Origin of the sequence: Nocardia sp. NBC_01329, from assembly GCF_035956715.1 — a bacterium.
GTDB lineage: Bacteria > Actinomycetota > Actinomycetes > Mycobacteriales > Mycobacteriaceae > Nocardia.
Genome location: NZ_CP108381.1, coordinates 2,509,810 through 2,535,735, shown reverse-complemented (window position 1 = coordinate 2,535,735; position 25,926 = coordinate 2,509,810). Strand labels below are relative to the sequence as shown.

Annotated in this window: 1 protein-coding gene (only partly in view); it reads left to right on the top strand. The window is 66.2% G+C overall.

Annotated elements, in window-relative coordinates:
- Window positions 1-25,926, top strand: the 3' portion of a protein-coding gene (locus tag OG405_RS11715; RefSeq protein ID WP_327151656.1) for a LuxR C-terminal-related transcriptional regulator. Its footprint begins 74,610 nt before the window's first position; only the last 25,926 of its 100,536 coding nucleotides appear in the window; its start codon lies off the left edge, out of view; the stop codon is at window positions 25,924-25,926.

Below are 25,926 nucleotides of genomic sequence, written 5' to 3'. Positions count from 1 at the left end.
GCGCTCGCCGGCGAGCTGGCCCTGCTCGACGACCAGATATCGATGCTGGCCGAGGCCGAGCGGTTGACCGACGGCCTGCCCGGTTGGCGACCGGTGCTGCAAGTGGTGTCACTGGATCTGCCGAAATACGGCGGTCAGGGCAAGCCGTTCCTGTCGTTCGGCAATATCGATCTGGCGAAAACGGTCACCGTGCATGTGCGAACCGGCCCGATCACCGCGGACGCTATGGGCGCCGGGGTGCGTTTTCTCGCCGAGCACTACCGGGTCGCGTTCACCGGCGAAGCCCACGCCTCGGTGCTGGTGCACGCCGCCGGCGCGGATCAGTTGGTGCGTGATCTGGAATGGCTGTACCGTCTGCGCACCATGCGTTCGGTGAGCCCGGGCATGCCGGACAAACTCGCGTACCTGCCCACCGTCACCCTGGTCGGCTACGACAGCGACAGCACGAACTTGGCGGCGCAGGCGTACAACGACCCGGAGATGGACCAGTACCGCGACTGGCTGACAATGCCCGTCGACGAGGTTCCGGCACCCCGTTCGCACACTCCAGAGAATCGCGGAGGAGCGCCTACCGGAGACGGCGTCGTCGGGTACTTGCAGCCGAATGCTGTTGGAGGACAGGAGCACAAAGAGTTCGGTCCGGGTCGCGGACGAGAGGACCGCGTGGGCGGTGTCGATGATGTGCTCGCCGAGCTCGGTGGACCGCGGGGGCCGCGGGCGCCGCGTGATCGGCGGCGTGATCCGGCGGTGTTCCATGCCCTCGACGACGAACTCGACCAGAACGCGCGGGCCGTGCCGACCGGCGAACTCCGCGGGGCCGGAGCCCCGGGCGCCGTTGCACAGCCGGGTGGCAACCCACGGCTGGTGCAGCTGACCCGGGCACAGCATGCGGCGGATGTCGCGTATGAGCGGTTGCAGCAGCGGCGCCGCGACGTGGTCACCGAGCTCGACTGGGATCCGGCCGCACCGACCGCGGAGTTGCTGGCCGGTGAGCACGAGAACACCGAGCTGCTCGCAGAGCTGCGCGAGATCGAGGAGAAAGAGAAACGGTTCGAGCACCTGCGGGTGCTGGGTCGCCGCCACTTGTTCGCGGTACTCGATGATGCGCGGCACCGGCCCGTGAGGGAAGCGGTTGACAGTGCGCAGCCGGTGGCCGACCTCGATCGGCAGCTCGAGAACCATCTGGCGCTGTTGGAGATCGACCCCGATGATGCGGTGCGGGGGCCGTACGGGGATGCGGTGGCGGCGGTGCAGACACTGGCCGCGCTGCTCGGCGACGAGGTGATCCGGCGCCCGTCCGCCGCCGACTTCGGTGCGGTGGCCGGCGATCTGTCCGAGGCCACCGGTGGCCGGCTGCTGCGGTATCCGGGCCAGGAATACCTGGTTCAGGATCTACTGTCCCGGGAACCGGGCGCCGTCGCGTTGGTCGTGGAGTCGTCCGGATCTTCGGTGAGCCGATACGTGCTGCTCAACTACGACGAACAGCATGCAACCCAGAGACCTCCCCGAATGTATCGGCAGTACGGCCCGATCATGATGATCGACCTGGACAGCGGTGTGGTGCGGGAATTCACACCGGACACCGACACCGGCCGGACCGTAGAGGCGGTCTTCTTCGACGCCGACAAGACTCCGGTGCATCCGTTGGACGGCGAATGGCAGACCATCCCGCAATACCAGGCGACCGGGGCGGACCGGCGGCGAGACGATGCGGTCCGGATCTACGCCGCCGTCCGAGAGCAGATGCGGCGCGGCGGTCGTCTCGATGACGTCCTGGTGAATCTGCAAGGGTGGGCTGCGGGCCGACTACGGGCGCTGGTGAACCACTTCGGCGCCACTGTGGATTTCCGGGAACTGGCGGTGGAACTCGGGTTGGATCCGGAAACCCTCAGCCTGCAGCAATTGACGCAGATGCAGGCCATGAGCTCGGGTGGGCTGCGGCGCGACGAGCTGCTGCCGATGGACCGGCTGTTCGGACTGGCCGAGCAGGTCCTGGAATGCGAGTATGCCTTGCAGCGCCCCGAGGAGAGAGTGGCCGAGCTACTCGCGCAGTTGCCGCCGGCGGCGATCACCCCCGAGGACCGGGCCGATTTCCGTGGCTCGGCCGTGGCGATGGCGGCTGCGGCCTTGAACCGGAACCGGAACATCAGGCCGCTGCGCGGCGATATGGCCCTGGCGGGCGGCACTGCCGGTTACGCGTTGGCGGCGGCGTTCGGGATCCGCCCCTGGCGCTTCCCCGGACAGCACGCGGAGATATCCGAGGTACTGACCTCGTCGGGGTGGGACGCCACCGTGGTGGTGCTGGATCAGGAGGGCAACGCCTATGCGGTGACCAATCGGAAAGGCCGACTGCTCGTCGTCGACCCCGCAGGCGCCGAATTCTTCGAATTCACAACGGAATCCCTGGACCTGGCCGGCCCGGTCGACGGTTTCGTCTTCCGCGCGGACGGTTACGGCGAGCATCTGCTGGCCGACGACACGCGAGACGCACTCGAAGAAGCGATCGCCGCGCGCGACGATCTGCAGCGGGTCCTCCGCGACACCGGGCGTGAGCGGGACAGGCTCGCGGCGTCGTTGTCGGTGACCGATCCCGGTCGCAGCCTCGGTAGTTCCGCGGACATCGATCGGACGGTGGCCCGGCTGGCCCAGGAGGCCGCCGACCCGGACACTGTCGCTGAGCTGGCATCGGCCGCCCGCGACCATCTCAGTGCACTGGACGCGATCCAGGTCATAGCGCATCGGGCCGACGATCTGGTGTACGGCGTGGACCGGACCGCGCCGCGGCCGTACGCGCAGGCCGAATCGTCCGGTGAACCGGGTATTCCCGACCAGGCCCGGACCGAGCTCTCGGAGCTGGAGCGCGAGCGCAGTGAGCTGCTGCGAGACTTGGGGATGCGCGGCTGGGCTCGTGGCAGGTACCCGCAAGTGCTGCGAATTCAGGGCTGGAACAGGCGCGACACGGTTCCGCAGGTGCCAGTGCGTGAGGCGATCGCCACGATGCTCCAGCGGCTGGAGGCGCGACAGCTGGGCTTGGCGCGCCAAATGGGCGTCCCCATCGAGAAATTGAATTCCGCCACGATCTTCGAGGACAACGCATACCGGCGTCGCGACATTCGGGCCGAGGTCCGCGAGCTGACCGCACAGCTGGCCCGGTTGCGGCAGGTACTGGATCGGCATGCCGAGCTGGCGGCTCAGCTCGAGGTGCCCGTGCCGGAACCCGTGGTCCCGATGCACTGGCATGGCGCCTGGGACGGGGTGGAGGACACCCCGCTGCACCTCGGCCTGCTCGAAGGGCGAATCGATGCGCTGACCAGCGAGATGTCCCGATTGGCCGGAGAATTCGGGACCGACATGGACCTGGTTCCGGATGCGCCGGAGTTCGCCGCGCTGCGCCGGAACACGGAGACCGCCTGGGTGGAGCTGGCCGCGCGGCTCGGGGTGGATCCGGCGGACTCGGCCGATCTCGATGTGCGCGCCATTGCCGACCAGCCCGTTCTCGGCGGCACCCCGGTGGCGCGGCGGCTGAAGGAGCTGGCCGAGCAACACGGCACCCTCCGCAGGCAGATGCGGCTGCTCGAGGTGGCCGCCGAACTACATCACGCTCGGTCGCTGCTGAAAACCGATGCCGCCCGGCGCGCGATCGCCGATGAAGCCCTGTTCGCCCAGGTTTGTGCGTTTGCGAGGGTGGACCCCGCTCGGGCGGAGCGCCTCAGCGACTATGTCGTGCGTCTGCCGGGCATCGAATCGGAGCCGCCCGCGTTGGTGGTGTTCACAACCGATTTCCGGGCGGACAGCGCACTGGGCGGGCTGGTCGAACAACTCCCGAAACTTGCGAGCCTGTTCGGTCCGAACCCGCCGTATCGGGTGTTCCACGCCCGTCTGCAGGTGAAACCGGACAGACTGGGTGAGGACTCCACTGTCGTCCTCCGCGATTCCTTCCTCCAGCGGGTCGAGCCGCTGCGCCGAGAATCGAATGTGAATATCGGTGTCCCGCCACTGGGCATTGCCGAACCCGAGGTGGCCCAGCAGCCGCGGCCGGTGGAAGAAACCCGTGGTGAACCGGCCTGGAAGGTATGGGAACCCGCCGCGGGCCCACGCACTTGGCCGCCCGCGATCGCCACCCGGCTGCATCTGCCCGAGGCGCGCCGCGCCGCGGAGATCCTCGCTGCCCGTGATGTGCTGGCCGCCGAAAACGTGTTCCCGCTCCGCGAAGGCGTCGGAATGGTCATGGAGAACGGGCGGGTTCGGCTGGTCGTCGCGGCCCCGGCGGCGGAACTGACATGGGTGCTGCGCGGCGCCATCAGCGCGAGCCACAGCGAACTGGCGGCAAGCGGCATCGACGTGACCTACCACCAGGTTTCCGTCGACGAAAACGGCCAGGTGCACACCGATCGGGTTCGGCAGCCCGAACCGGGCGGCGATTTCCGCCACTCCCGGTACTACAACGCCATGGGGGCCGCGGAGCAGGGCTTCCAGCATATGGGCGTCCAGCAGTGGAACGCCGCGGTCGCGGCACGGTTGTCCACACGCGGCGCGCAGCGCGCGGCTCCGGAAGCGGCCGTCGCGACCGCCGACAGCACCACTGAATGGCAGCCGTCGCGGTTCTGGTCGGATCATGAGCGCAACCAGTGTGCGGTGCTGGTATTACGAGAGCTGGCCGCGGCCGGAATCGATGTCGAACTGCTGGAGAACATCGGGCTGGCAGGCGTCGATCCGAAAGTTTTCCAGAAAGCACTGCGCGCCGCGCTGATTCCCATCCCGAGGGATCCGGACAAGCCGAGTGATCCACACCTGGCGATCAAGAAACAGCTGTTGGCCTTGGGCGACGGTGCCCAGGCGGTCATCGTCGACGAGTACCTCGAGCAGTTCCATCAGCGGGTAGGTGACCGAATTGTCGGGGCGCACGCGTTCCGTCTGGTGAATGTCGGCGGCGAGATCATGGTTTTCGATCCGGGCCGGGACCAGTACAGTCCCTACCCGACAATGCCGGACGTCACAGTGGTTCGCGCCTGGGCCACCGTAATCGACCCGGACGGCAAGCGGCTCAACCCGCTACCACGTTTCAAGGTCCGCTGGGGCGCGGGTTCGCTGCCCGATGTCGATATCGGAATGTTCCCAGCCGAGCTGGGCGAGGGGAATCCGTATTCGCCGGAGTTCGCCGATGGGCGGCTGGGCCGGGAGTTGATCGCGCTGCGCCGCACCGCCGAGGCCCGGCGCGAACAGCTGCACGCGGCGCTGTTGAAGGTGTTCGACAAGGACGATCTGAGGTCCGGCTCGGATGTCCGTGAAGAATTGGCCAGGCTGCACGATCGGGCGCGGCTGGCGCTGGACGCGCTGCGAGCAATGCCACCGGAACTGGTGAACGATGAGCAGCGGAGGTCCTACACCGATCAGTTCGACGCGCTGGACGCGGTCGTGACGATGTTCGCCGAAGCCGATCGCGACACCGGCCGGATCAGGGCTATCGACACGCTGGAAGTCGCGCTGTTCGAGGCGTATACCCGGTCCTGGCGCGGTGGCGCCGAGGCGCAAGTCTTCCGGAGGGTGGCCACGGCGGCGGCCGCGCTGAATCAGACAGTGCGGCGCCTCGGCGAGGTGGAATCGATGGTGCCCCAGCCTCCGCCTACGCCGGGCGCCGCGGTCGATGTCGATCTTGCCGCGCTCGGCTGGAATCCGGACGAGATCGCCACCGCCAAGCAGACATTGCAGAATCGGTTCGCGGCCGAGCAGATCATGTTGGGCGGATACCTGCCGGACGTGGAGCTGGAGACACTGACCGGGGAAGAGCTCGCCGAGGTGTTGGCCGCTGAGCCTGATCCCGGGCGCGCCCGGGATCTCCACCATCTCGTGCAGACGGTAAAGCGACTGCGCGAGCAGACCCGGTTCTTCGACGAGCTGGACGAACACCACACCGAGCTCCGTGAACTGCGCAGCGCGGTGGACGACGGGCTGATGGCCGCGGCGCTGGACTGGCCAGTGTCCGATCCGCCGAGCGATATCGCCATCGGACTGGACGCCATGCTGATCGGCTTCCGGACCGAAGTCGAAGTCTGGCAGCAGACCTGCCGCCGGAATATCACCGAGCGCGATTACGATCCGGATGCGAGCGACTTGCTGCAGCAACTGGATACCGACCGTAGCGGACTGATCGGACGTCTCGAGCAGCTGCGTAGCGAATCCGCGCGCGATATGACGCCGAGCTGGGTCGCGGCCACTGTCGCGCCGCTGGAACCCGGAGTGAACGGCACCGAGGAAATCGATCTCCTCTGGAAGATCAATCGAATCGATCTGGCTGCGGCGTATTGCCTAGAGTTCTACGAGACCGAGCTGCGGGTCGGACAACTGGAGCTGTTCGAGGAGCTACTGCGTGCGGCTCACGAGCGGCACCGCGAAGCTGTCCGGGAGGTCACTGCGCTGGAGCGCGGTCGCCAGGACGACTCCACCAGCGCGCGGTTGCCGCAGGCGCGTCTACAGCGAGACCGGGCCCGCGCGCGCCTGGACACTTTGCTCGGGCTGCGCGGCGAGCTCGACGATCTGGTCGCCGACCGTCGGCTGATCGACGATCTGGTCATCGAGATCGATAAGCTGTTCTACGAACAAGCTGTGCAGACCGGGGCCGACCTCGAACGGCTGCGCGCAGCCGATGAATACCAGCAGTTGCGTGCCGCGCTCACCCAGGTCGAACGGCAGTTGGACCACGCACTGACGCAGGTGACGATGCTCGGCGCCGGGCCCGCGATGACAGAGCCGACCGAGGTCCGCCCGGATTTCGCCGCCGGCGGACTGATCGGTGCTGTTGCCGGGCATAGCACAGACTGGGGCGACCTCAGTAGCAGAGCGGTGTGGACCGAGGCCGGGGCAGGCTTCGGGGCGGCAGCCCAGGATGAGGCGGGGGAAATTCCCCCTAAGCCGGGGCCGCTGGAACCGTACGGGTGGATGTCCGACGAGCAATGGCGGCAGCGTGTTCTCGAACGTCGCGGTCAGTCGGCTACCGATGCGCCCGAGCAGCGCGAGCTGACGCAGGGCTCAGCGGGACTCGACTCCGACAGCGCCGCGCCGTCGTCCGCGCTGCTCGGCGATACGGATCCCCGGGATCACAGGCCCGGGTGGCGGTATGTGATGGTGCCGTTGAGTGCCCGTGGCACCATGCTGCGCGAGCTGGCCGCGCCCGATTCTCGTATTGCCCGGTCGACGCCTGAGGATATGTTCGTTCGGGATCCCGATCGGGTCGGTACTCGTCGTGAATACGACCCCGATGAGAACCGGTATATGTCCCATACCCCGGCTCTCATCGATGAAGAACATCCGCCGGAGCATGCCGGGCTGCTCATCGCGATCCCACCCGAGAATGTGTTTTTTGCGTGGTCTGCCGAGGGGTCTGATACCGGCGACAGTCTGATGGCGGATGAGCGTCGGATGGGTAAGCCGGTCGATCTGAACACCACGTTCGGCCCCGGGGTGCAAGTGATCGGGGTGGTGATTCCGCAGACCCTGACCGAGAGTGAATCGACGGCGCCGGTAAGTGCCTGGGATTCCCAATGGTTGAGCCGCTTCGCCGCCGAGCGGGACCTGCCTGTTATCGAGATCCCGGTGACGGATAGGGAACGTCTGAGAGTTGAATCAGGGGCCGCCGGGTGGCGGGTGATGATTCCGATCGACAGTCAGGGCGAAGGCGGAATATATCCGCTGTCCGGTATCGGAGCTTTCCGGTCTGTCGAAACGGAATTTGCTCATGGTTTGTTGATATCTCCCCGTCAGCTCGCCGAAGCGCTGGAGGGATTGAAAACGGCCGGAGTGAGCGACGAGGAACTCCGTGCGATTGTCGCCGACTACGAGTCGTTCATGGACCAGCACGAAAAGCCACGGGTGATGCTGCGAGCGTCGAACACCGACCCCGACAGCTATGAGGTGCTCGGCGTGATGCTGGTTCGGGGATGGTCGAACCACAGATACGGCCGTTACGAGGAACGCACCGTGATCACCGCCGATGGCGGATACACCGGGCGTCTTCATGCTGATCGGTGGGGTGAGGTGGTGGATGCGCTCGCCCCGGAGGAGACGTTCGAGCTCATAAAAGAAGCCGAACGGCACTATCCGCATCTGGCCGACCAGCTCGACGCTCTCTACCAGCAGGTGCGGACACCGAATGCCGAGCAATGGGCGCACGAGCAGCGTATGCGGGGCCGCATAGCCGAGCCCGTCATGGAGGTAGCCGACAGGTGGGCTGATCGGCCCATCGACTGGGCAGTTGCCCAAGCCAACGCTTCACGGGCCACAGCCATGGGCTGGGCGCAAGCCCTCGCGCCGGTCATGAACCTGGGCGAACCGGTGACAGTCGTCAGTGAACAGGGAACCTCCACAGTTCCGGCGCGCTCCGCATGGTCGCCACCCGAACCTGCGCGCGACCACAGCGCTGTCGGCTCCACACCCGAAGCCCTCCCGATGCTCGCGCAGGGCAGCGTCGCGGACTCCACCGGACCGGCCCACTCAGCCGACGACGAGACGCCGGCCGGTACGCCATCGGATCTCCACGGTGCGCAGCGGGAAACGTCGCCTGCCGCGAATGACCGGGTCGGCCCGCCCGCGGACAACCTGCTCGCCCGCTCCGCCCGGACGGAGCCGGCCGACGCAGTGCTCGGCGGGGGCGGAATTCCCGCGAACTCCGCCTTCGGCCCGGATCACGGGCTGCGCGACCAGGCCGGCCGGTCGGTCGAGGAACTCGGCGAACCCGAGCGGGCCGACCGACTGGCCGGGGAAACCCGGTCCGCCGCCGGTATGAGCAAGAGGGGCGCGTCCCATGACCGCAACGAGGACGCGATGGTGGTCGTGGAGTTCACCCGCGGCCGGAAGCGGGTCGTGGTCGCGGCGGTATTCGACGGGGTGGGCGGGGCGCCGGACGGTCATCGCGCAGCGCAGGAAGCGGCCGCCGAACTCGGCGCGTATCTGAAAGACAAGTGGCCGCGGTTCGGGAGCAGGCGCACCCGGGAGGAAGTGCTGCAGCATGCGCTGCACCATGCCCAGTTGCAGGTGCGGGCGCTGGGGGACCGGCCCGAGTACGCCGGCGAGACGACCGGCCCCCAGTGCACGGCCGCGGTCGTGGTCGCCGAGTGGGATCGGTTCACCATCGGGTGGGTCGGAGACAGTCGAGTGGGTTGGGCGTCCGCCGACGGCCGGCATGCGATGTGGTGGACCGAGGACCATTCGGCCATTCGGATGTTCGCGAAGGAGAGAGGGATCACCGAGCGCGAGGTGCTCGAACAGGACCCGCGACTGGAGATCTACCGGCACACCCTCGACGCTGCCCTCGGTGGGGAGGGTCGAATACCGGCGGGGCCGGATGAGGACATCATGCCGGGCGAGTACATCAAAACCGTGCTGGTGTCGGATGACATCGACGCGCCGGTGACCGCCGAGGACGGCACGATCACGGTGCCGCGCGGTGGTGTCGCGTTGACGGTCACCGACGGTGCGGTGAAAACGATGCCCGGCGCCGGAGCGCTCGGCGCGGCTGTCGGCCGTCACCCCGGTGACCCGAGCGCGATCGTAGCCGCGGTGGTCGACGGGGCCGACCGTGCCGGTGAAAGCGACGACATCACCGCCGTCGCCGTGCAGCATCGGACAGACGGTGCCGCGGCCCCGCGGACAGCTGCCGCGGCGGCGACGCCGAGCCCGCGCAGGTGGTGGTCGCGCAGGTCCGGCCATGGGTCTCCTATCGCTCAGGACGGTAGTGCCACGCGCCCCGCGGGCGACGATGCCGATCGTGTAGCGACGGAGGGTCGGGCCGGTGTTTCCCCGGACGACAATCCGTGGCGGGCGTTGCTGCTGGAGCGGCAGCCGGTGAGCTGGGATCAGCTCGTCCAGGACAGGCAGATCCTGCTGCTGGGTGAGAGCCACACCAACCGGTCCGCGGCCGAGTATCTCACTCAGCAGGCACAGCACCTACGCCGCGCAGGAGTGACACATTATGGGATCGAGGCTCCGCACCACCCTGCCTTCGATGCGCTGAACGCCGGAATTCCCACAGACCTGACAAATATTCGATGTGGCCCGGGCTGGATAGGGTACCAAGAAACCGTCAGTGCAATGGCAGCGGCCGGAATAAAGATCGTTGCCTTCGACGTGACAAATCCTACTTCGCGATCGGGATCTTCGCTTCGCGATATTCGAGAGTCACACATGGCGAAGACGATCGCTCGATCTCTCCACGGTGTTCGGGACGCCAAGATGGCCCTACTCGTCGGTCGACTTCATATCGACACCGATCAGGATCGTTGGACCAGAAGCACTGGCACATTTGCCCCACCATTGAATTCTCGCCTTCGATCACTCGGATTTGCAACAAGGTCGGTTTCCATTCAGGGTGGAGAAGATTCGGTAGGTTTCGATGGTCTCGGGAGGGCCGCCGCTGCCTTCGGCGTGGCAGGTGAGACGTTCATGGTCGACGTCGAGCGACTCGAAGGGACCGGCGAACGCGCCGGATCATGGGCAGCCGACTTCTTCGTACATCTGCGCCAGGGGCAAGAAGATTTCGAGTCCACCGTCACCGGTCACGATCCGGGTGGGGCGCCGCGGCGAGAGCCGGGTTCATCGCCTGATGACCGGGTCGGGCCAGGGCTGTCCACAGCCGATCTCGCTCAGCAGGACGATCGCCGGACATCGGGCGAATCTGCAGACGAATCCGTCGAAACCGTCGACCGGTTGCGTTTGACGGGACTATCCCATCGCGATATCGACTCGTTGTCGAACGCAATCGACCGATTTCGCTTCATGCTGCGCGACTGGGAAAATTCCGATCAAGCCAGGTCTGCAGTTCGCTTGCTCCGGTCGCTTGTGGTGACGGGCCCGGAATTCCGTTCGGAAAATAATAGCGTCGATGCGGGGACGGCCGGTTCTGTCGGGGAACGGCTGCTGCGAGTCGAAGTTATCTACCCCGCCATCGTTCCGGAAATGGTCACGGCGATCATGGACAGCGAATTTCGTCTTCTGGTGCACCGTTACGGGCACGAGGTGACCGACGATGGACGTGCGATCACCTGGTTCGAATTCGATGAGTCGGGACCCGACTTCAGTCCGGCCGGCCTGGCCATCGTGCACGGCCCCCCGGTCTTACCACACCTTGCCGGCAGCCGAGATGCCGATCCCGACTTGTCCAGTGCGCACCACAACGCTCGAACACCCGAGATACTCGGCAATCCGATGCTCGGCCATGCCTCCGGGGACCTGCCGCCGAGTGTGGGCAGGGCTGTCGCTGCGGCCGCGCGGCACGTCGACGAAGTAGTCGCCGCTGCGCTGAGCCCGGCTGCTGAGCTGGGAGTCGACACTGCGAATCTCACCCTCGCCGAGATCACCCGAGCGGTAGCCGATGTGCTGAGCAGGCACGAGCGGCAGCACGAAGCCGTCCTGCGCGGGCTCGTCATCGACGACGCCGCATCGCGTGCACTGCTCGACGCGGAGTTGATACCCGCGTTGGCCGCCAGATTCCAGATGGCCGCCGAACGGATCGATGCAGCACGTCTGTACGAGAAAAACGTCCGCGAAGCGTCGGCCGTGCTCGTCGCCCGCGTGCTTCTTCCCACCGAGCAGGCAGAGCCCATCGCCGAGGGCGTCGTCTCGGTATCGGGTGATTCGCCACGCCTCGTGGTCGTCTCGCCGCTGCTCGACCAGGAGGGTCTGCTGGATGCGGTGGCGCCGGGGCTGCGTAGTTGGGCCGAGCAAGTCGGTGTGCCGATCGAGTACCGGTGTGTGCGGATCGATGACTCGGGGAAGTACACGGTCGCGCGAGTGTCCGGCGTGCACACCGAGTTCGAGCCCGGCATTCGTTATTACACCGACCGCGAGAGCGCCTCGTGGATGAACGAACTCGTCGACGAACGGACCTTCGCGGAGAAGGTGTCCGAAGCCAGAGCCTCGGGCGCGCGTTCGCGGAAGTCCCTCGCGACCACCGGCCACGTCAATGGATCCGAGAGTGTCGAGCTGGTCATCTACAACAACGACTACCGAGTGATCGAGAAGAGGGTTCGCAATGTTGAGCAGCGGGACGGTGAGGTCCTGGGGGCAGCTGTCCTCAGGGCCGTAGGTGTCGACGCTCCGGCGGTGCTGACTCTGGACCAGCTGGATGATTTCGACGAAGACGTCGATTTCGACGAGCTCGTTCTCCTCGTGGAATATGTGCCGGGAACCGACGCGAGCGCGCTGGGACAGAAAAACGTCTGGCGGCGTTATTTCGATACGCCGAGCGGTCGACGTGTCGGTAAGGGCGACTTCCTCATTGAGGCAGTCGACCGCTATGTGGACGTGAACTGGCGAATCGGCCTGCACCGCGACGATGTGCGTCCCATCGACAACAGCGTGCTGTTCAGGAGCAGGTCGAATCGTGACGGGTTCAACCGACGCTTCGTATCGAAAGACTACGAAGCGCTTCGGCACGACATATCCCGAGCCGAGCTGGTTGCGGACCGCAGACGAATCATGGAACTGCATCCGGAATTCGTGCGATCGAATCGGCGGGACTGGTTCCAGACCGTCCTGGATAATCTGACTCTGCTGGAGCAGTACGCGGACAGTGTCGAGTTATCGAGGACGGTCGGGCTGAAAGAGGTCCTGGAAATACTCGAACGGCATGGCGACGGCCTGGTGGAAAAGCTCGGTCTTGACGGCCGTGCGAGACCGCTGGCGTGGCGCCTCCGACTTGCCGAAAAGGAAGAGAGGGCGGTAGGTCACGACGACCAGACCGACATCAGGGCTCTCATCGGTGTAGTCAAGCTGCACTTGCACGCTCAGATGCTCCTTGTGCAGCCAGAAGATCTGGGGAGTTCTCCCGAGATGATCGATCGTTACCTCGAGATGCTGTCCCTGCGGCTTGCCGATCTGGATGAATCGTTGCAACCCCGGACTTTCGGTGAGACCCATGCACAGTGGATCGATCGAGTCGACCGTCAGCTCCAGCGGGTGCTGGACGCAAGGGTGCGGGTGCAAGCGCCCGGTCATCGAGGACCACGGCACCGGCGGTTCCTGAACTGGCTGTTGCCGAAGGCGGGTAGATCCGGTGTTCGGACTGCTCAACTCGGCGGTGCTGCCGCGGCTGCGCAGAGACGCTTCGGCGACCCACAGGCTGTGGTGGAGTCGTCGGCGCTGCAGTCGGCTCCGGTCGACGGCGACGCCCCCTACTCAGCGCCGGCCAAGGCGGCCGGGCCGGAGACACAGGACGAGGTCGGGCTGTCCGAGGCGCGCCGGACTGCGCAATCGCGGGTGCGGCACGGCGGAACCGGTCACCGCAATGATTGTGTGTCGGTGGCGTTCGGCCGATTGGTGGATTTGCGGCAGTGCGCTGATCTCGTGGACCTGCCGAAGTTGTTCCCGATAGGGATGTCGGGGGTGTCGGGAAGGCAGATTGTCGATGCACTGTTCGGCTATCGTCCGCCGGGTTTCGCGAACCGGGCCGGGGTAGCACATACGGTGCTCGCGGGTGGACCGAACGCCACCGCGGTGATGTTCGAGGAGTACGACGGCACCGGTATGGGCCATGCTGTCGTGCTGGTGAACCGGGGTGGCCGGGTCGTGGTGCTGGACAGTGACAGTGACGAGGAGGTGGCGTTCGACGAGTGGAGCCGGCGCGCGGAGCCGACCGGTGTGTGGGCGGTGGTTGTCGCCGACGGTCGAATGACGACCGAGGTGGGAGACGCTGCGCTGCGACGATTGCCGCTGGACGCGGCATTCGGACGTAACCCGGGCCCGGGGCGGGCGGACGACGACTCTTCGGGCGATCCGCGCAGATCGGCGCGTGAGACCGAGGCGAAGCCATTCCGGTCCGACGCGTCGGCGACCGGCGCGGCCGGAGCCCCCGTTTCCCTCGAACAGCTGCGGGAACAATTCGGGGCGACGGTGGCGGCGCGGGTGGCCGTTGTCGGGAACCCGAAGGTCGCCGCGGACCTGGCGGCGGCGGTGTTCCGCCGCGCTGAAGCCCGCATCGAGATGCTCGGCGAGGTACGGGATGTCGGCCGGTGGCTCGTGTCGCTCGCCGATGATGTGTTGTCGGAGCAGGCAAAGTTCGTGCGGCATGTGCGTTTCCGGCGAGCGGTCGAGGCCGCGGCGCAGGGGGCGCAGCGGTCGGCATTGGCCGGGGCGAGTGATCAGGACTTTCGAGATGCTGTGGCTGCGCTCCCCGATGGCAAGCGTCGGATGCTCATGCTGCTGTTCATGGGGGACGGGATGTCGGTCGGTGAAGTAGCCGGCGTTACTGGTCTCGACGCGAGAATTATCGCGAATATGGTGCCGGATGTTCTGCGCCAGTTGGCAGTCGCGCTAGGACTGACATTCGACGCGAACCAGTCCGAGGACGATGCGGATGAGTTTCCGCTGGGTGGGGAAGCGCTGGGGGAACTGCTCGCGGGTGGTGGTGTGAATCTTTCGATGTTCGAGGGATCGCTCGCATCGACGATCGCTGTGCTTCAGGAGGCGCGTGATCAGCGTCTGGACGAGTTGCGCCGATTTGTCGAGCGGGAGTCTCCGGTGCACCGGGATACTTTTGTCCGTTGGTTCCTCGGCAATAGTTCGCTCGCTATCGCCGAGGATCTCGGTGTCGAGCACAGAGCGGTCAAAGCGCGTCTTGCCAGGACTCTCCGCCGCCTGGTCGAACAGCTCGCTGATGCCGCGCAGCGCGATTCCGATGTCGGTACGGAGTCGCGACGAGAACAGCCCGCCGAACCTGCGATGTCCCAGGAGTTGCGGGAACAGTCCGAGCTGGAACCGTCTGCCGTTGACGGGTCGCGGTCGTCGGTGTCGGAGGGGAGCCGCCCGGCGTCGGAATCGTCGAGTAACAAGTTGTCCGAGCGTGAGGCAGAGGCGCTTCGCCTGGTCGGGAATGGTGAGACGGACCAGGCGATCGCGGCGGCGCTGGGGATTTCCGAGGCTGAGGCAACTGTCGTGGTGCGGGATATCGTCGACAAGCTCGGTGCCGGCCATCGGGCTGTGTTGGCGGATGTTGCGCGTTACAGCCGTATCTCGGAGACCGAAGACGATTTTTCACTGCTTCAGCAGCGGCTGGCATTGGTGACGATCAACCTTTCGTTTTCGGGGATCGAGAAGTCCGCTTGTGCGAAATTGGCGTTGACGCAGGTGAGCGAATCGGATCTGCGAGATCTTCTCCGCGAATTGGAACGTCTTCAGCCACTACTCATGGCCAAAATCATGAACGGTGTGCGAGATGTCCGAGTTCTGTACTCCGGCGAGCGCGCCGCGATCGGTTCAGCAGTCAGCGACTTAATCCTCCTGGTCCGTTCGCAGCAGCCGCCGAATACCGGCTGGCTGAGCGAGGGAGAGGTCGCAGCGCTGTGCTTGGTCGCCGAGGGTCTCTCCAATAAAGAGATCGCCCGTGCGCTGGGACGGTCGGTGGACGCCGTGAAGACGCGCCTGATGAGCGTCAGCACCAAGCTCGGTGTCGGCAGTAGAGCGGGAATAGTGGTGGCGGCGATACGGGCAGGCGCGATCCCACTCCACAGTGTCGAACTCGTCGGCGACCGACTCTCGGCAGAGCCGGTAGATCAGGGGAGCGACGCGAGTAGTGAGTCTTCGCCGATTCAGGCAGCCGAGCCGCGTCTGCGCGGGTCTCGCCCTGACGATGACGGCCCGGCCATGGTCGACCACGGCGGCCTGAGCGACCTCGAGGTCGCAGAGTTGTGCTCGGTCGCCGAGGGGAGGACGAACCCGGAGATCGCCGAGGAGTTGGGCCTGCCGGTCACAACTGTGAAGGGGCACTTGGCCCGCATCGGCACAAAGCTCGGTGTCGCCGACCGAGCTGGAATGGTGGTGGCGGCGATTCGTGCGGGCAAGATTCCACTCCACGGTGGCGGACGCGATGGCAGTCGATCTTCGGAAGCGTCGGCGGGTCGGGGCAGTGCTGCGAATAGTGAGGCAGCCGAGCCGCATCCGCGCGGGTCTCGCGTCGGCCAAGACCGGCCGACCATTATCGACCCCGCAACCAACCCGGTGCGCGAGTACGCACTGACCGAGCGTGAGATCGATGTGCTCATCCTCATCGCGGGAGGCCGGACGCGCGACGAGATCGCGGCGGAATTGGGTCTGGCCGTGTCGACGGTGCGACACGCTCATACGCGGATCGTGAAGAAACTCGATATTCGCGCTCCGAGGGGCATCAGGAATCGGGAGTTTTTGGTAGTGGAGGCAAGACGCCTGGGAATTATCGGTAGCCCCGACCCCGAAACTACTGGCTCGACCAGTCGCCGCCGCGCGATCGAGCACGGACCGCGGAGCGACGTGGCAGGTGTCGACGAAGTGCCTGCCGAGTTCGGCGGGCCGCGTGGTCCGCGGCGTGACCCGGCGGTGTTCTTGGCCAGCGACGAAAATCTCGACCCGAGCGCGCGTGCGTTCGATGAAAGCCAGCGTGGTGATGGGTCCACGGTGTCCGGTGCATTACCAGCCGGCGTGGACGACAGAAGCCAGCAGGCGCTATCGGCCGACGAGAGCGCGTCCGCAACCGACCGAGACAGGGCTGGCCGCCGCGAAGCCCACGAGACCGGCGGGCGAGAGGCGGCGGAGCAGAGCACGACACCGCAAAGCCCGGTATTCGCCGAGGTGCGTGCGCAATTCTTGCTGAAGATCTTCTCCATGGTGTTGGCCGAAGTGAGCGATCGGCGGCTGGCGCAGGAGATAACGCGTGACGTATTCGCGTATGCCGGTCCGCGCCTCGGGGCTATCGCCGAAGGGCCTGGTCTCGCCGATGGTTTGCGTGAGATCGCTCGCCGCTTCATGTTCGAGCGGATGCGGACCAATATTCTGGCCACAGCGCGTGCGGCAACGGGAGCCGGATCAGCGGAGGCGTACCAGGTGCTGGCGGGGGCGGAGATCGCACTGGTCGAGCGGGGCCTGGCGCAGCTGCGCCCCGGCTGGCGCCAATGGCTGATCATACGATTCAGGCAGGAGAAGTCGCGGACCGAGGCTGCTGTGGCGAGACGCTTGGGGGGTATGTCTGCGGACATGATCGAGGAGCTGGAGCGCTCCGCGATCCGTGGGTTGGCCGAACTTGTCGCGGCTGAACTCGGTGTCGGCTTCCCGTCCGCTGATCCCGAGGTCTTCCGTGTCGGTGTGGATGTGCTTCCGTCCGTGGGTTCGCCGGAGTACGCCGAGTTGCTGTCGGCGGTGGAGGACCGGGTCCATCCGAGGGTCCGGGATGCAATGGCGGGTGAACTCGAAGCGTTGCTGGGTGCTGTCGATCGCCTTCGCTCATCTGCCCAATCGCAGTTTTGTGCGCTGCATTACTTCCAGGGCTTGTCTTTGGAAGAGACGGCAATCGCGATGGGCAACAGCAGTGAGGCTTGGGTCAAGGGGTTGCGCGACCGTGCTGTAGAGGGGTTGGTCGGGCAACTTCTTGCCGGGGTCGTCCGACGCGCCGACCTGGACTTGCGTGAGCGTTATGAGACGGAGGTGCTCGCACGGGCGGAAGCTGTGGCCTACCAGCTGGTCGAGCAGAATATCGTCGAACTCGACGGATTGCAGCAGGATCGGTTGGTTCGCGATGCCACCGCTGAAGTGCTGGCGCGGGCTGGTTCCGCGCTCGAATCGGGTGAGGCGGTCGAGGTCGGCCCGCGTTTGAATGCTGTTGTCGCCCAAGTGACCCGGCGTCATGCGGAATCGGCGCGGTTGCGAGGCCGGGTATGGCTGGCGTTGCCCGAAGATTTGCGTATCGGGACCGAGGGCCGGGCGCTGGCAGAGATGGACAGACGGGAGTTGAGGCAGCGGCTGGACACGCTTCTGCCCAGCGAACGCAAGTGCATCATGCTGCGGTTCGGGCAGGCGGAGCAATGGTCGGTCGAAGAGACAGCGCGGGCTATGGAGCTCGGCGCCGTCGCGTTCCGGGCCTTCGAGCTCTATGTCCTGCGCAAGTTGGCCGGTATGCCCGCCGTCGGCTCCAGCGCATCGGTGGACGCGACAGGGGTAGTGCGGTCAGCCGCCGCGATGGCTCTCGTTACGGCTGCCCGGGGCGAGAATCGGCGACTCGACATGTTGCGCGAAGCCATCGGCCGGCTCGACAACCGCGATGAGCAACTCTGTCTCCAATTGCGGTTGGTTCAAGAAATGTCGTCGGCCCGGACGGCAGCCGAGATGGGTGGCGGCCGCACCGAGGGCGACATCAATGCGCTCGAGCGGCAAGGGGCCCGGAACCTCCTTGACCTCCTTCCGGTCGAAGCGGATGAGGCATCCGCCGTGGTCGAGGTTGCTCGATGGCTTTACCCCGCCGAGTTGGCGGCGGCGATCACGCGCCTCGAGGGCGCCGAGCAGCGGGAGAATGCCGAGAAGCAGTTCTTGGCAGGTATGTCGGTGGAGGCGGTGGCGGTGTCGGTGGGCAAGACCAAGAAAACGGTTCTTCTTGCGCAGCGACAATCGGCAGTCGAGTTGGCGCGCTCTTTTCCCGTTTTCGACGTGGCGGCCGCGGCCGAGGCGGCGGTGGTGGGCGATGTCGATCCGGTCGCGGTGGCTCGGGTAGCTCGGCGGTACGAGCGCGCAACATTGGAACTGGCGGTCAGTCGGCTCGACCACGACACGGCTCGGCAGGTCGCCGAGATGACGCTGTTGCAAGATATGCCAAATGCTGATGTGGCTGTTGCAATGCGCAAATCCAAGTCGGCGATCTCGAATATGCTCCGCCGCGCCGCGCTCGACCTTGTGGAACCGTTGTCCGGAGCCGAGATACCAGCCTTCACCGACGCGTTGGCGATCGCCGACGTGGCTCGATGGCTGTATCCCGTCGAGCTGGCTGAAGCGATCAGTCGAATCGGGAACGCTGCGCAGCGGGCGGTTGCCGAGCGGCGTTTCTCGGCGGGTATGCCATTCGCGGCGACGGTAGAGTCGATGGGTGAGTCCGCGAGGGCGGTCTACGAATGGCAGCGGCACGCGGCGGTACGCGTGGTCCGCGCATTTCCATTTTTCGACGTGCGTGCGGCTGCCGCGGCAGCGGTGGCAGGCGACATCGAGCCGTTGGCGGCCGCCCGGGTAGCCGGGTGGTATGACGCCCCGGCGTTGAGTCACGCTATCGCTGGGCTCAACAGCGCCATGGTGCGGGAATCCGCCGAGAAGCGGTTGCTGGAGGGAATATCGATCCTCCACACGGCGCGTGAGACCGGCAAGACTGTGCCGCATATCCACCGACTGCTGGGGCGTGCCACGTCCGACATCGTCATCGCACTGGCCAGTGCTGAAATTCCCACCGTCACCGAAGCGTTGGCAGTCGTCGAGGTAGCTCGATTCCTCTATCCCGCCGAGTTTGCAGCGGCGATCAGGCGGCTGGAAGCCCCGTTGGAGCGGGCGGTCGCCGAGCGGCATTTCGTGGCAGGGTCGCCGCTCGAGGTGACGGCGGCAGCGGTAGACCAGTCGGAACGGACGGTCTATCAGCTGTCTGTGTGGGCTGCCCGCCAGTTGGTCGCTTCGTTCCCTGTCATCGATGTGCGGGCCGCTGCAGTTGCCGCGGTAGCAGGGGATGTGGACGCGCAAGCCGTGGTGCGGGTCGCTCGGCGGTATTGCCGTCTCGCGTTGGTGCAGGCTATCGACGGGCTCGACGATGCCGCGCTCCGGGCGTGCGCCGAGGAGCACTTCCTGGCGGAAGGGCTCCTTCCTGTGATGGGGCCGCAGGCCGCGATGAGCGAAACGGCGGCCTTCACGGTGAGGGAGGATACCGCGCGTCTCCTGGTCGCGGCACTATCTCTTGCCGAGCTGGACAATCCGGTGTTCCACGTGGGTGTGGATGTGCTTCCGGCGGTAGGTTCGCCGGAGTATGCGGCGTTGTTGTCGGCGGTGGAGGGTCGGGTGCCGCCCAGGGTTCGGGAGGTGATGGGGGGTGATCTCGCGGCGTTGCTGCGTGTGATCGATGGCCTTTCGGAGCCCGATCAGCGGCAGGTGTGTGATCTGTTGTTCTTCCAGGGACTGTCGGTGGAAGAGGCGGCAGCCGCGATGGGCTCCAGCACCCCGGAGGAGATAACGCGACTGCGCGACAATGCGGCGAAGAATTTGTTCCGGCATCTTCCTGCAGAAATCGGTGAGAACCCGCAGCGGGAGCAACACCGCGAGATCGCCCACCACCGTCACCCGAACGCCCAGGGCTCGGACAGGACCGGTGGCGACGAGGCGCCGGCCATGGGCCGCTCCGAGGCGTTGACAGAGGCCGAGGCGGACGACACTGCGCCGTCCAGCCGCGCTGATGCCTCGGCCGCAGATGCCGCCTATGTGCGACCGCACGACTCGACCGGAGCCCGCCAGGCGGGGCACGCGACCGCTCAGTGCGGGCGCCTGGTCCTGGACCTGCTGGACTGGTTGGATCCGGCTTCGATACCCGCGGCCGGAGAGATCGGGTTGCGGGGGATGCTCCTACGCGACGTCGTACGCATCGCGGGCGCTGACCTCGGGTTGGTGCGCCGGTTCGCCGTGGAATCGGGGCGGCCGTATCAGGGGGTCGCCGATGCCTTCGCGGTTCTGCCTGAATCGCAGCGGGAAGGTGCGTCGATCCTGGTGTTCACGGGTACCGACCGGGACGGCGGCGAGGGTGCCCTGGGACATGTGTTCCGGTTGGTCTGCCGCGACGGTGTAGTGCAGGTGGAAGACCCGGGCCTCGGGGTGTCCGGGCCTTTCGGTGCGATGACAGGCCCGGGTGTGATCGATCCGAGCGGCGTCTGGGCAGTCGGGTTCGACCGGTTCGGGAATTCGATCGAGTTGCCCGGAACGAAACCGGCACTCGACGAACTCGATTTGGCGGTGGGGTTGTCCGCGGATACACACGGTGATCTGGTCGAGTCGGTACGGCAGGAGGCCGACCCCGACAGGGTGTCTCTGCCCTCATCGGTGAAGACCCGGTTCGTGTCGAGACTGGACGGGGGCGGTAGTGGCCATTTCTTCCCGGAGATTCTGACGACCCTGATCCAGAACCGGGGGGTCGATCTGGTCGGTCAGGCGCTCGCGAGATCACACGAAGGGAAGCACGAGGTCGAATTCGAGAAGTTGCCGTTGCCGGATCCTTGGACTTCTTCGCTCGATGAATACGTCGAGTCCTATGTGCCCTATGAAGCCAGAGCGTTCGCCCAGGAGGCGATGGACGCCGCGGCCCTCGAACAACGTGGCTACCGTGTCGAGAAACCGGAGGTGTACGCGGTATTCGGCCGGGCATACGACCATGCTGTCGACTGGATGCGCAGGATCCGGCCGGACGCGCACGCGTCGGAACTGAAGGACGCCGGGTACCGCGCCGGGGTCGCGGCGATCGAGAACTTCTTGACAGCAAGCGCCGCCGCCGATACCTGGGGGTACCTGCAGTACGCCGAAGAAGGCTGGTTCGCTACCCGTGAGTCCGGTCTGGCGCCGAACCTGCACACCCCGACCACCGCCGAGCAGGCCAGGGAAATCCGGCGGCAGGTACTGGCGAAAAACGCGGCGTACCGAGACGTCGCCGTGCTCGACCGAACGATCGCCCGCGAACAGGAACAGCTACGCCTCGCGCTGCTGGAGCCGAGTTCGCCCGCGGGTGACCGGCGCCGGGCACATGCCACGCTGCAGTTGCGGGATCTGATCGCCTGGCGTGCGGCCACGGTGCGGGAGGCGGCCGAACACCGCACGGACCTCGAGAAGACAGTGGTGCGGGATGTTCTGCACGCCACATTGCGGCAACAGCAGGGCAGGATGCTGACCGATCATGTTGCCCTGGTCGCAGACGGAAAGCCGTACCTGTTCGTGGTCGCCGAGGAAACCGGGCACGCCGAATTGCGCGCCGCGGCGCTGGAGCTGCATCCCGAGTTCGCGGGCCTGAACTCGGTATTCATGTCTGCTTCCAGCGATGCGAACGGCGCTGTCCAGTTGGCGGTGGTCGAGGAACCTCGCCCACGAGTCGAGCCGACACTGCCCCCCGAACTCGACCGGCTGGACCTGGCTGAACAGACTTCGGCACGGCGCGTGCGCCGGGCTCGGCAGATGCTGGGCGAAACCGTGATCGGGCGCTGGGCACGGCGGGCGCTGCGCGAAAACGGTGTCGAAGTGTTGCTGGTAGCGCATGCCGACGACCGGCTGTATCCGGCCCGCAAGATCCTGGTGCTCGATGCGGGTGGTTCCGATGCCGAGCTGGCCGCGCGTATGGCTGCCGCTGCTGCGCATATTCACGAGCAGCTGAAGCGAACCCACAGTACTCCGGCCGCCGAGCTGATGGGGACCGAGCGCGACCGATATGTCGCCGCACGCCTGGCGGAGGAAGCCCTGGCACAGGCGGCGCGCGCCGAAGCCATGCGCCAGCTGCGTGCGGCGGACCACGACACCGACCCGCCCGATGCAGTGGAGCTCGCCTATATGGCAGCCCACCGCCGAGCGGTCGCCGCGGGTGGTCCCGGAGCGGAGTCCTCGGCGCAGGGCTGGTCCGCCGGAATCGCCGCTGTGCGAACTTTGTTGGATCGCGTCGGTCCGCGCCTCGCGGGAGGTACATATGCCGATTTCTACGGTTGGGTTTGGGACGACGCACGGGGCCACGACCGTGCTCCGGTGACTGTCGCCCGTGGCCGTGACGGCGTTCCGCCGTCCGCGCCGGAGTTCACGCTGCCACTGGCAGCAAACGTCATCGAGGGCCGATTGGCGGCAGTGGTCGACGAACGCGATGCGGCGCGGGCACAGCGATCGCGAATCCGATCCGAATTGTCGGGGTCCGGGGTTACCGATGACCGACTGGCGCGGCTCGGCCCGACCTCTGTCGAGCTGGAACAGCTCCACCGGTCGAAGCACTCATGGACTCGGTCCACCGCCGAAATGGTCGATGAACACCACCGTTGGGGTGCACGCGCGCGGCAGCTCGATGCCGTCATCGGCGCCTATGAGGAAGCCAGCCGCCAGCGAGCCGCCCGAGATCTCATCGCCTACGAGCACGGTTTCGATCCGCAGCAGCTGCAACCGGATTCCCCGTCTCTGGAGAAATTGATCTGGGAGCGGGATGCCGCCACCCTCGAACTGGCGAAATTTCTCGATATCGCTCCGGGACAGGTGACCGCCGACCAGATGTACAACCTGCTCGGCCGAGCGCAACAACAACAGCGGATGCCGCTGCCGCCCGACGATCCTGGCCGGTTCCTGTTCGCCGACCGCGTGGTGGCGATGTGCGAACGCTTCCTCGCTGTCGAGCCCGTAGTTCGCGCCGTCGAGGTGCTGGCGTACCGAGAAGCCGCGGCGCGCCGGCTCGATGAGCTCGCGCATCCGGTCGGACTCGACACCGCCACGGCGATCCGGGACATAATCGGGCGGCTGCCCGGTCTCGATCCCGACAGCCGGGTCGCGGTGGACGCCGTGCTCGGCGAAGTTCTGACGCGCACCGGCGCCCAGCTCTGGCCGGTGGAGACCCTGCCGTCGGGGTACCGCGTCCAGGTCCGCGATCATGATGGCAGCCGGCTACTGGATATGGAGATCGCCGACGGCGAGGTTACGGTCCACACGCATCTTCATCGCGCCCGGCCGGAGCGTGTCCTGCTGGCGCAAACGCTGGTTCCACAACTTATGACGGGGTGGGATGAACGCCGGGTGACCCGTGCGTTCGTGGCCGTCGTCGAGCGGTTCGGCGGTTCGGGCCGGAACGCCGCGATCGGCGCTGGGGGTGTGGTCACGCTGCAACTCAGCGGTGAACGAGGCGGGCGACAGCTCGATATCGCCGCGCGGGTGGACGGTGGCGACAACATCGCGTTGTACTTCGACGAGGACGACGACGATCGGTCCGGTCGCAGGAAAGATGATGTTTCCGGTCTGTTGCCCGGCACCAGCGGTTCGTGGCAGCCCGTGCGAATGGGCGACCGCGACACCACCACCGCTGTGCCGACAGCCCACTCGGCCCGCGGCTCCGGCGCCACCTTGCTCCCGCGCGCAGAGACCGGCCGGCCTTCGGTGCCATACGCTGGATCCGCACCGCCGCATACCGCCCGCGGCACCGGCCCGTCGCTCGACGTCGCGCCCGCCCCGCCCCGCTCTGCTGCCGACGTGAGTACCCGCGATCCCCTTTTCCCGCTGGATGTGGGCGACGGAGTGGGCGAGCATGTGCCGATCACGGCCGGTGACACGGCCGACGGGCCGCGCAACTGTGCGCCGGGTGTGGTGCGATTCGTAGCGGAGTTCGTGCGCCGGGTGGCCGGCCGCGAACTCGGTACGCTCGCCGACGACGCACTGGCCCGGGCCCAGGGCGTGACCAAGCCCGACTTCGCGGACGCGTTGGGTGCGGTCTGGACACGCGATGCGGCAGTATTCGGCTCGCTGGACGAGGCCGTCGACCACGTCCGCCGCACGCGCGGGGCGGTCGCCGGGGTGATGCGACTCGGGGAACAAGGGGACCACGCATTCGGGGTGGCGATCGACGAGCAGGACCGGCTCGTGGTGTTCGAAATGGTCGACGGGGCGGAGACGACCTGGGTGGGCGAGGCCGAAACCCAGGTATGGTTGCAGGATCGTGCGCCGTTGGCCGTGACCGAAGTCCTCGCTTTCCCCTTCGACCGCGACGGTGGGTCGGTGCGCCCGGGGCAGGGTGCGGGAGCAGGTCTGGCGGCGGCGCAACCCGACACCGAGGGATACATCACCGGACTGCCGTGGGGTAAGCGCAGATTATCGAGTTTCCGGGATGCCGCTGTATCCGGTTCGACACCGATCCCGGACATCCCTATCGCGGACACCGACCACGCTCCGCCCGGCCGTGACGCGGACGATTTCGATGCGGATATGGCCGAGTATTGGGCGCAGACGGATGCCGCGATCGACGAACTGATCGCGATCAACCCCCAGGCCTACTGGTACCTGAAGGACTTTCCCAGACGTCCCGAATCGGGCGAGCCGTTCGGCGCCGACTGGGTCAGTGCTCGGGGGAAGTGGTCCGACGCTCTGTTCAAGCGGTATGTCGAGAAGCTGCGCGAAATGAACATCCCGGACGGAGACTTTCGCAAGGTGCGCCGGGGCCAGCTGGGCTCGGTGATCTCCGCACTGCTCTCGTTGACTGTCGAGAAGGTTCGTGAGACGGATTTCGCGGAAGAGTTCACGGACAAGGACTTCCTCGAGCTGAACCGGGTCCTGAAGCGTGCGCCCGTTTACGCGACGCTCGCCTTGCTGGCGGTGACCGGCTTGTCGATCGATCAGTTGATACGCAATGGCAAGATCAGCTGGCGGTCCCTGTTCATCAAACAGCGGAAGATCACCAGCGACGGTAAGACCATCACCGTCTGGAAGCTGCGCACGTTGCCAGAAGATGTGCCACAGAAATCCAGCACTCCGGATATCAAGAGTCGGGCCACCAGAGGGGGGACCTTTCTGCGTGACACCTCGCTGGACGAGTTGCCGCAGTTGGTGTCGATCTTGTTCGGCAAGATGCAGTACTACTCGGGCAGGCCGCTGCTGGACGACGACCACGACAGAATGCGCAATGTACTCACCGACGCGGAGTACGCGATCTGGACCCAGTTCCTGAAGGACGACCTGTGGTCGGCCTTGCACTTCCCCGGTTGCCGAGGGCTCGAGCCGCAGAGCCCCGAGTATTTGCGGGCGCGGTACCTGGCTGCCTTCATCTGGTCGAGACTGGGCAGTCGAGCGGCCGAGGAATACATGATGAAAGTCGTCGACCGCTACTTGGCCAGCGTTGTCGTGCGGGAGACTCCGGGCCTGGTCCTCGGCACCGGCGAGGACATCGTTGATGGACTCTTCGGCCTTCTTCCCGGCGAATCCGCGACGAGAGTGCGCGATGTAGCGCGGCCGGTCTTCGGGGGAGCGTCCGGCTGGCTGGGGCGTTTGATCCGCGGCACGGCAGGTCATGCGGCGGACTTCGTTTATAAGGTGCCCCGGCGAGAGCCCGGTACCGGCCCGGGTCGGCAGGGCACGAATGAACAGCGCCCTACAGCCGAGGGTGATGGGCAAGAGGCTGCTGAGTACACCTGA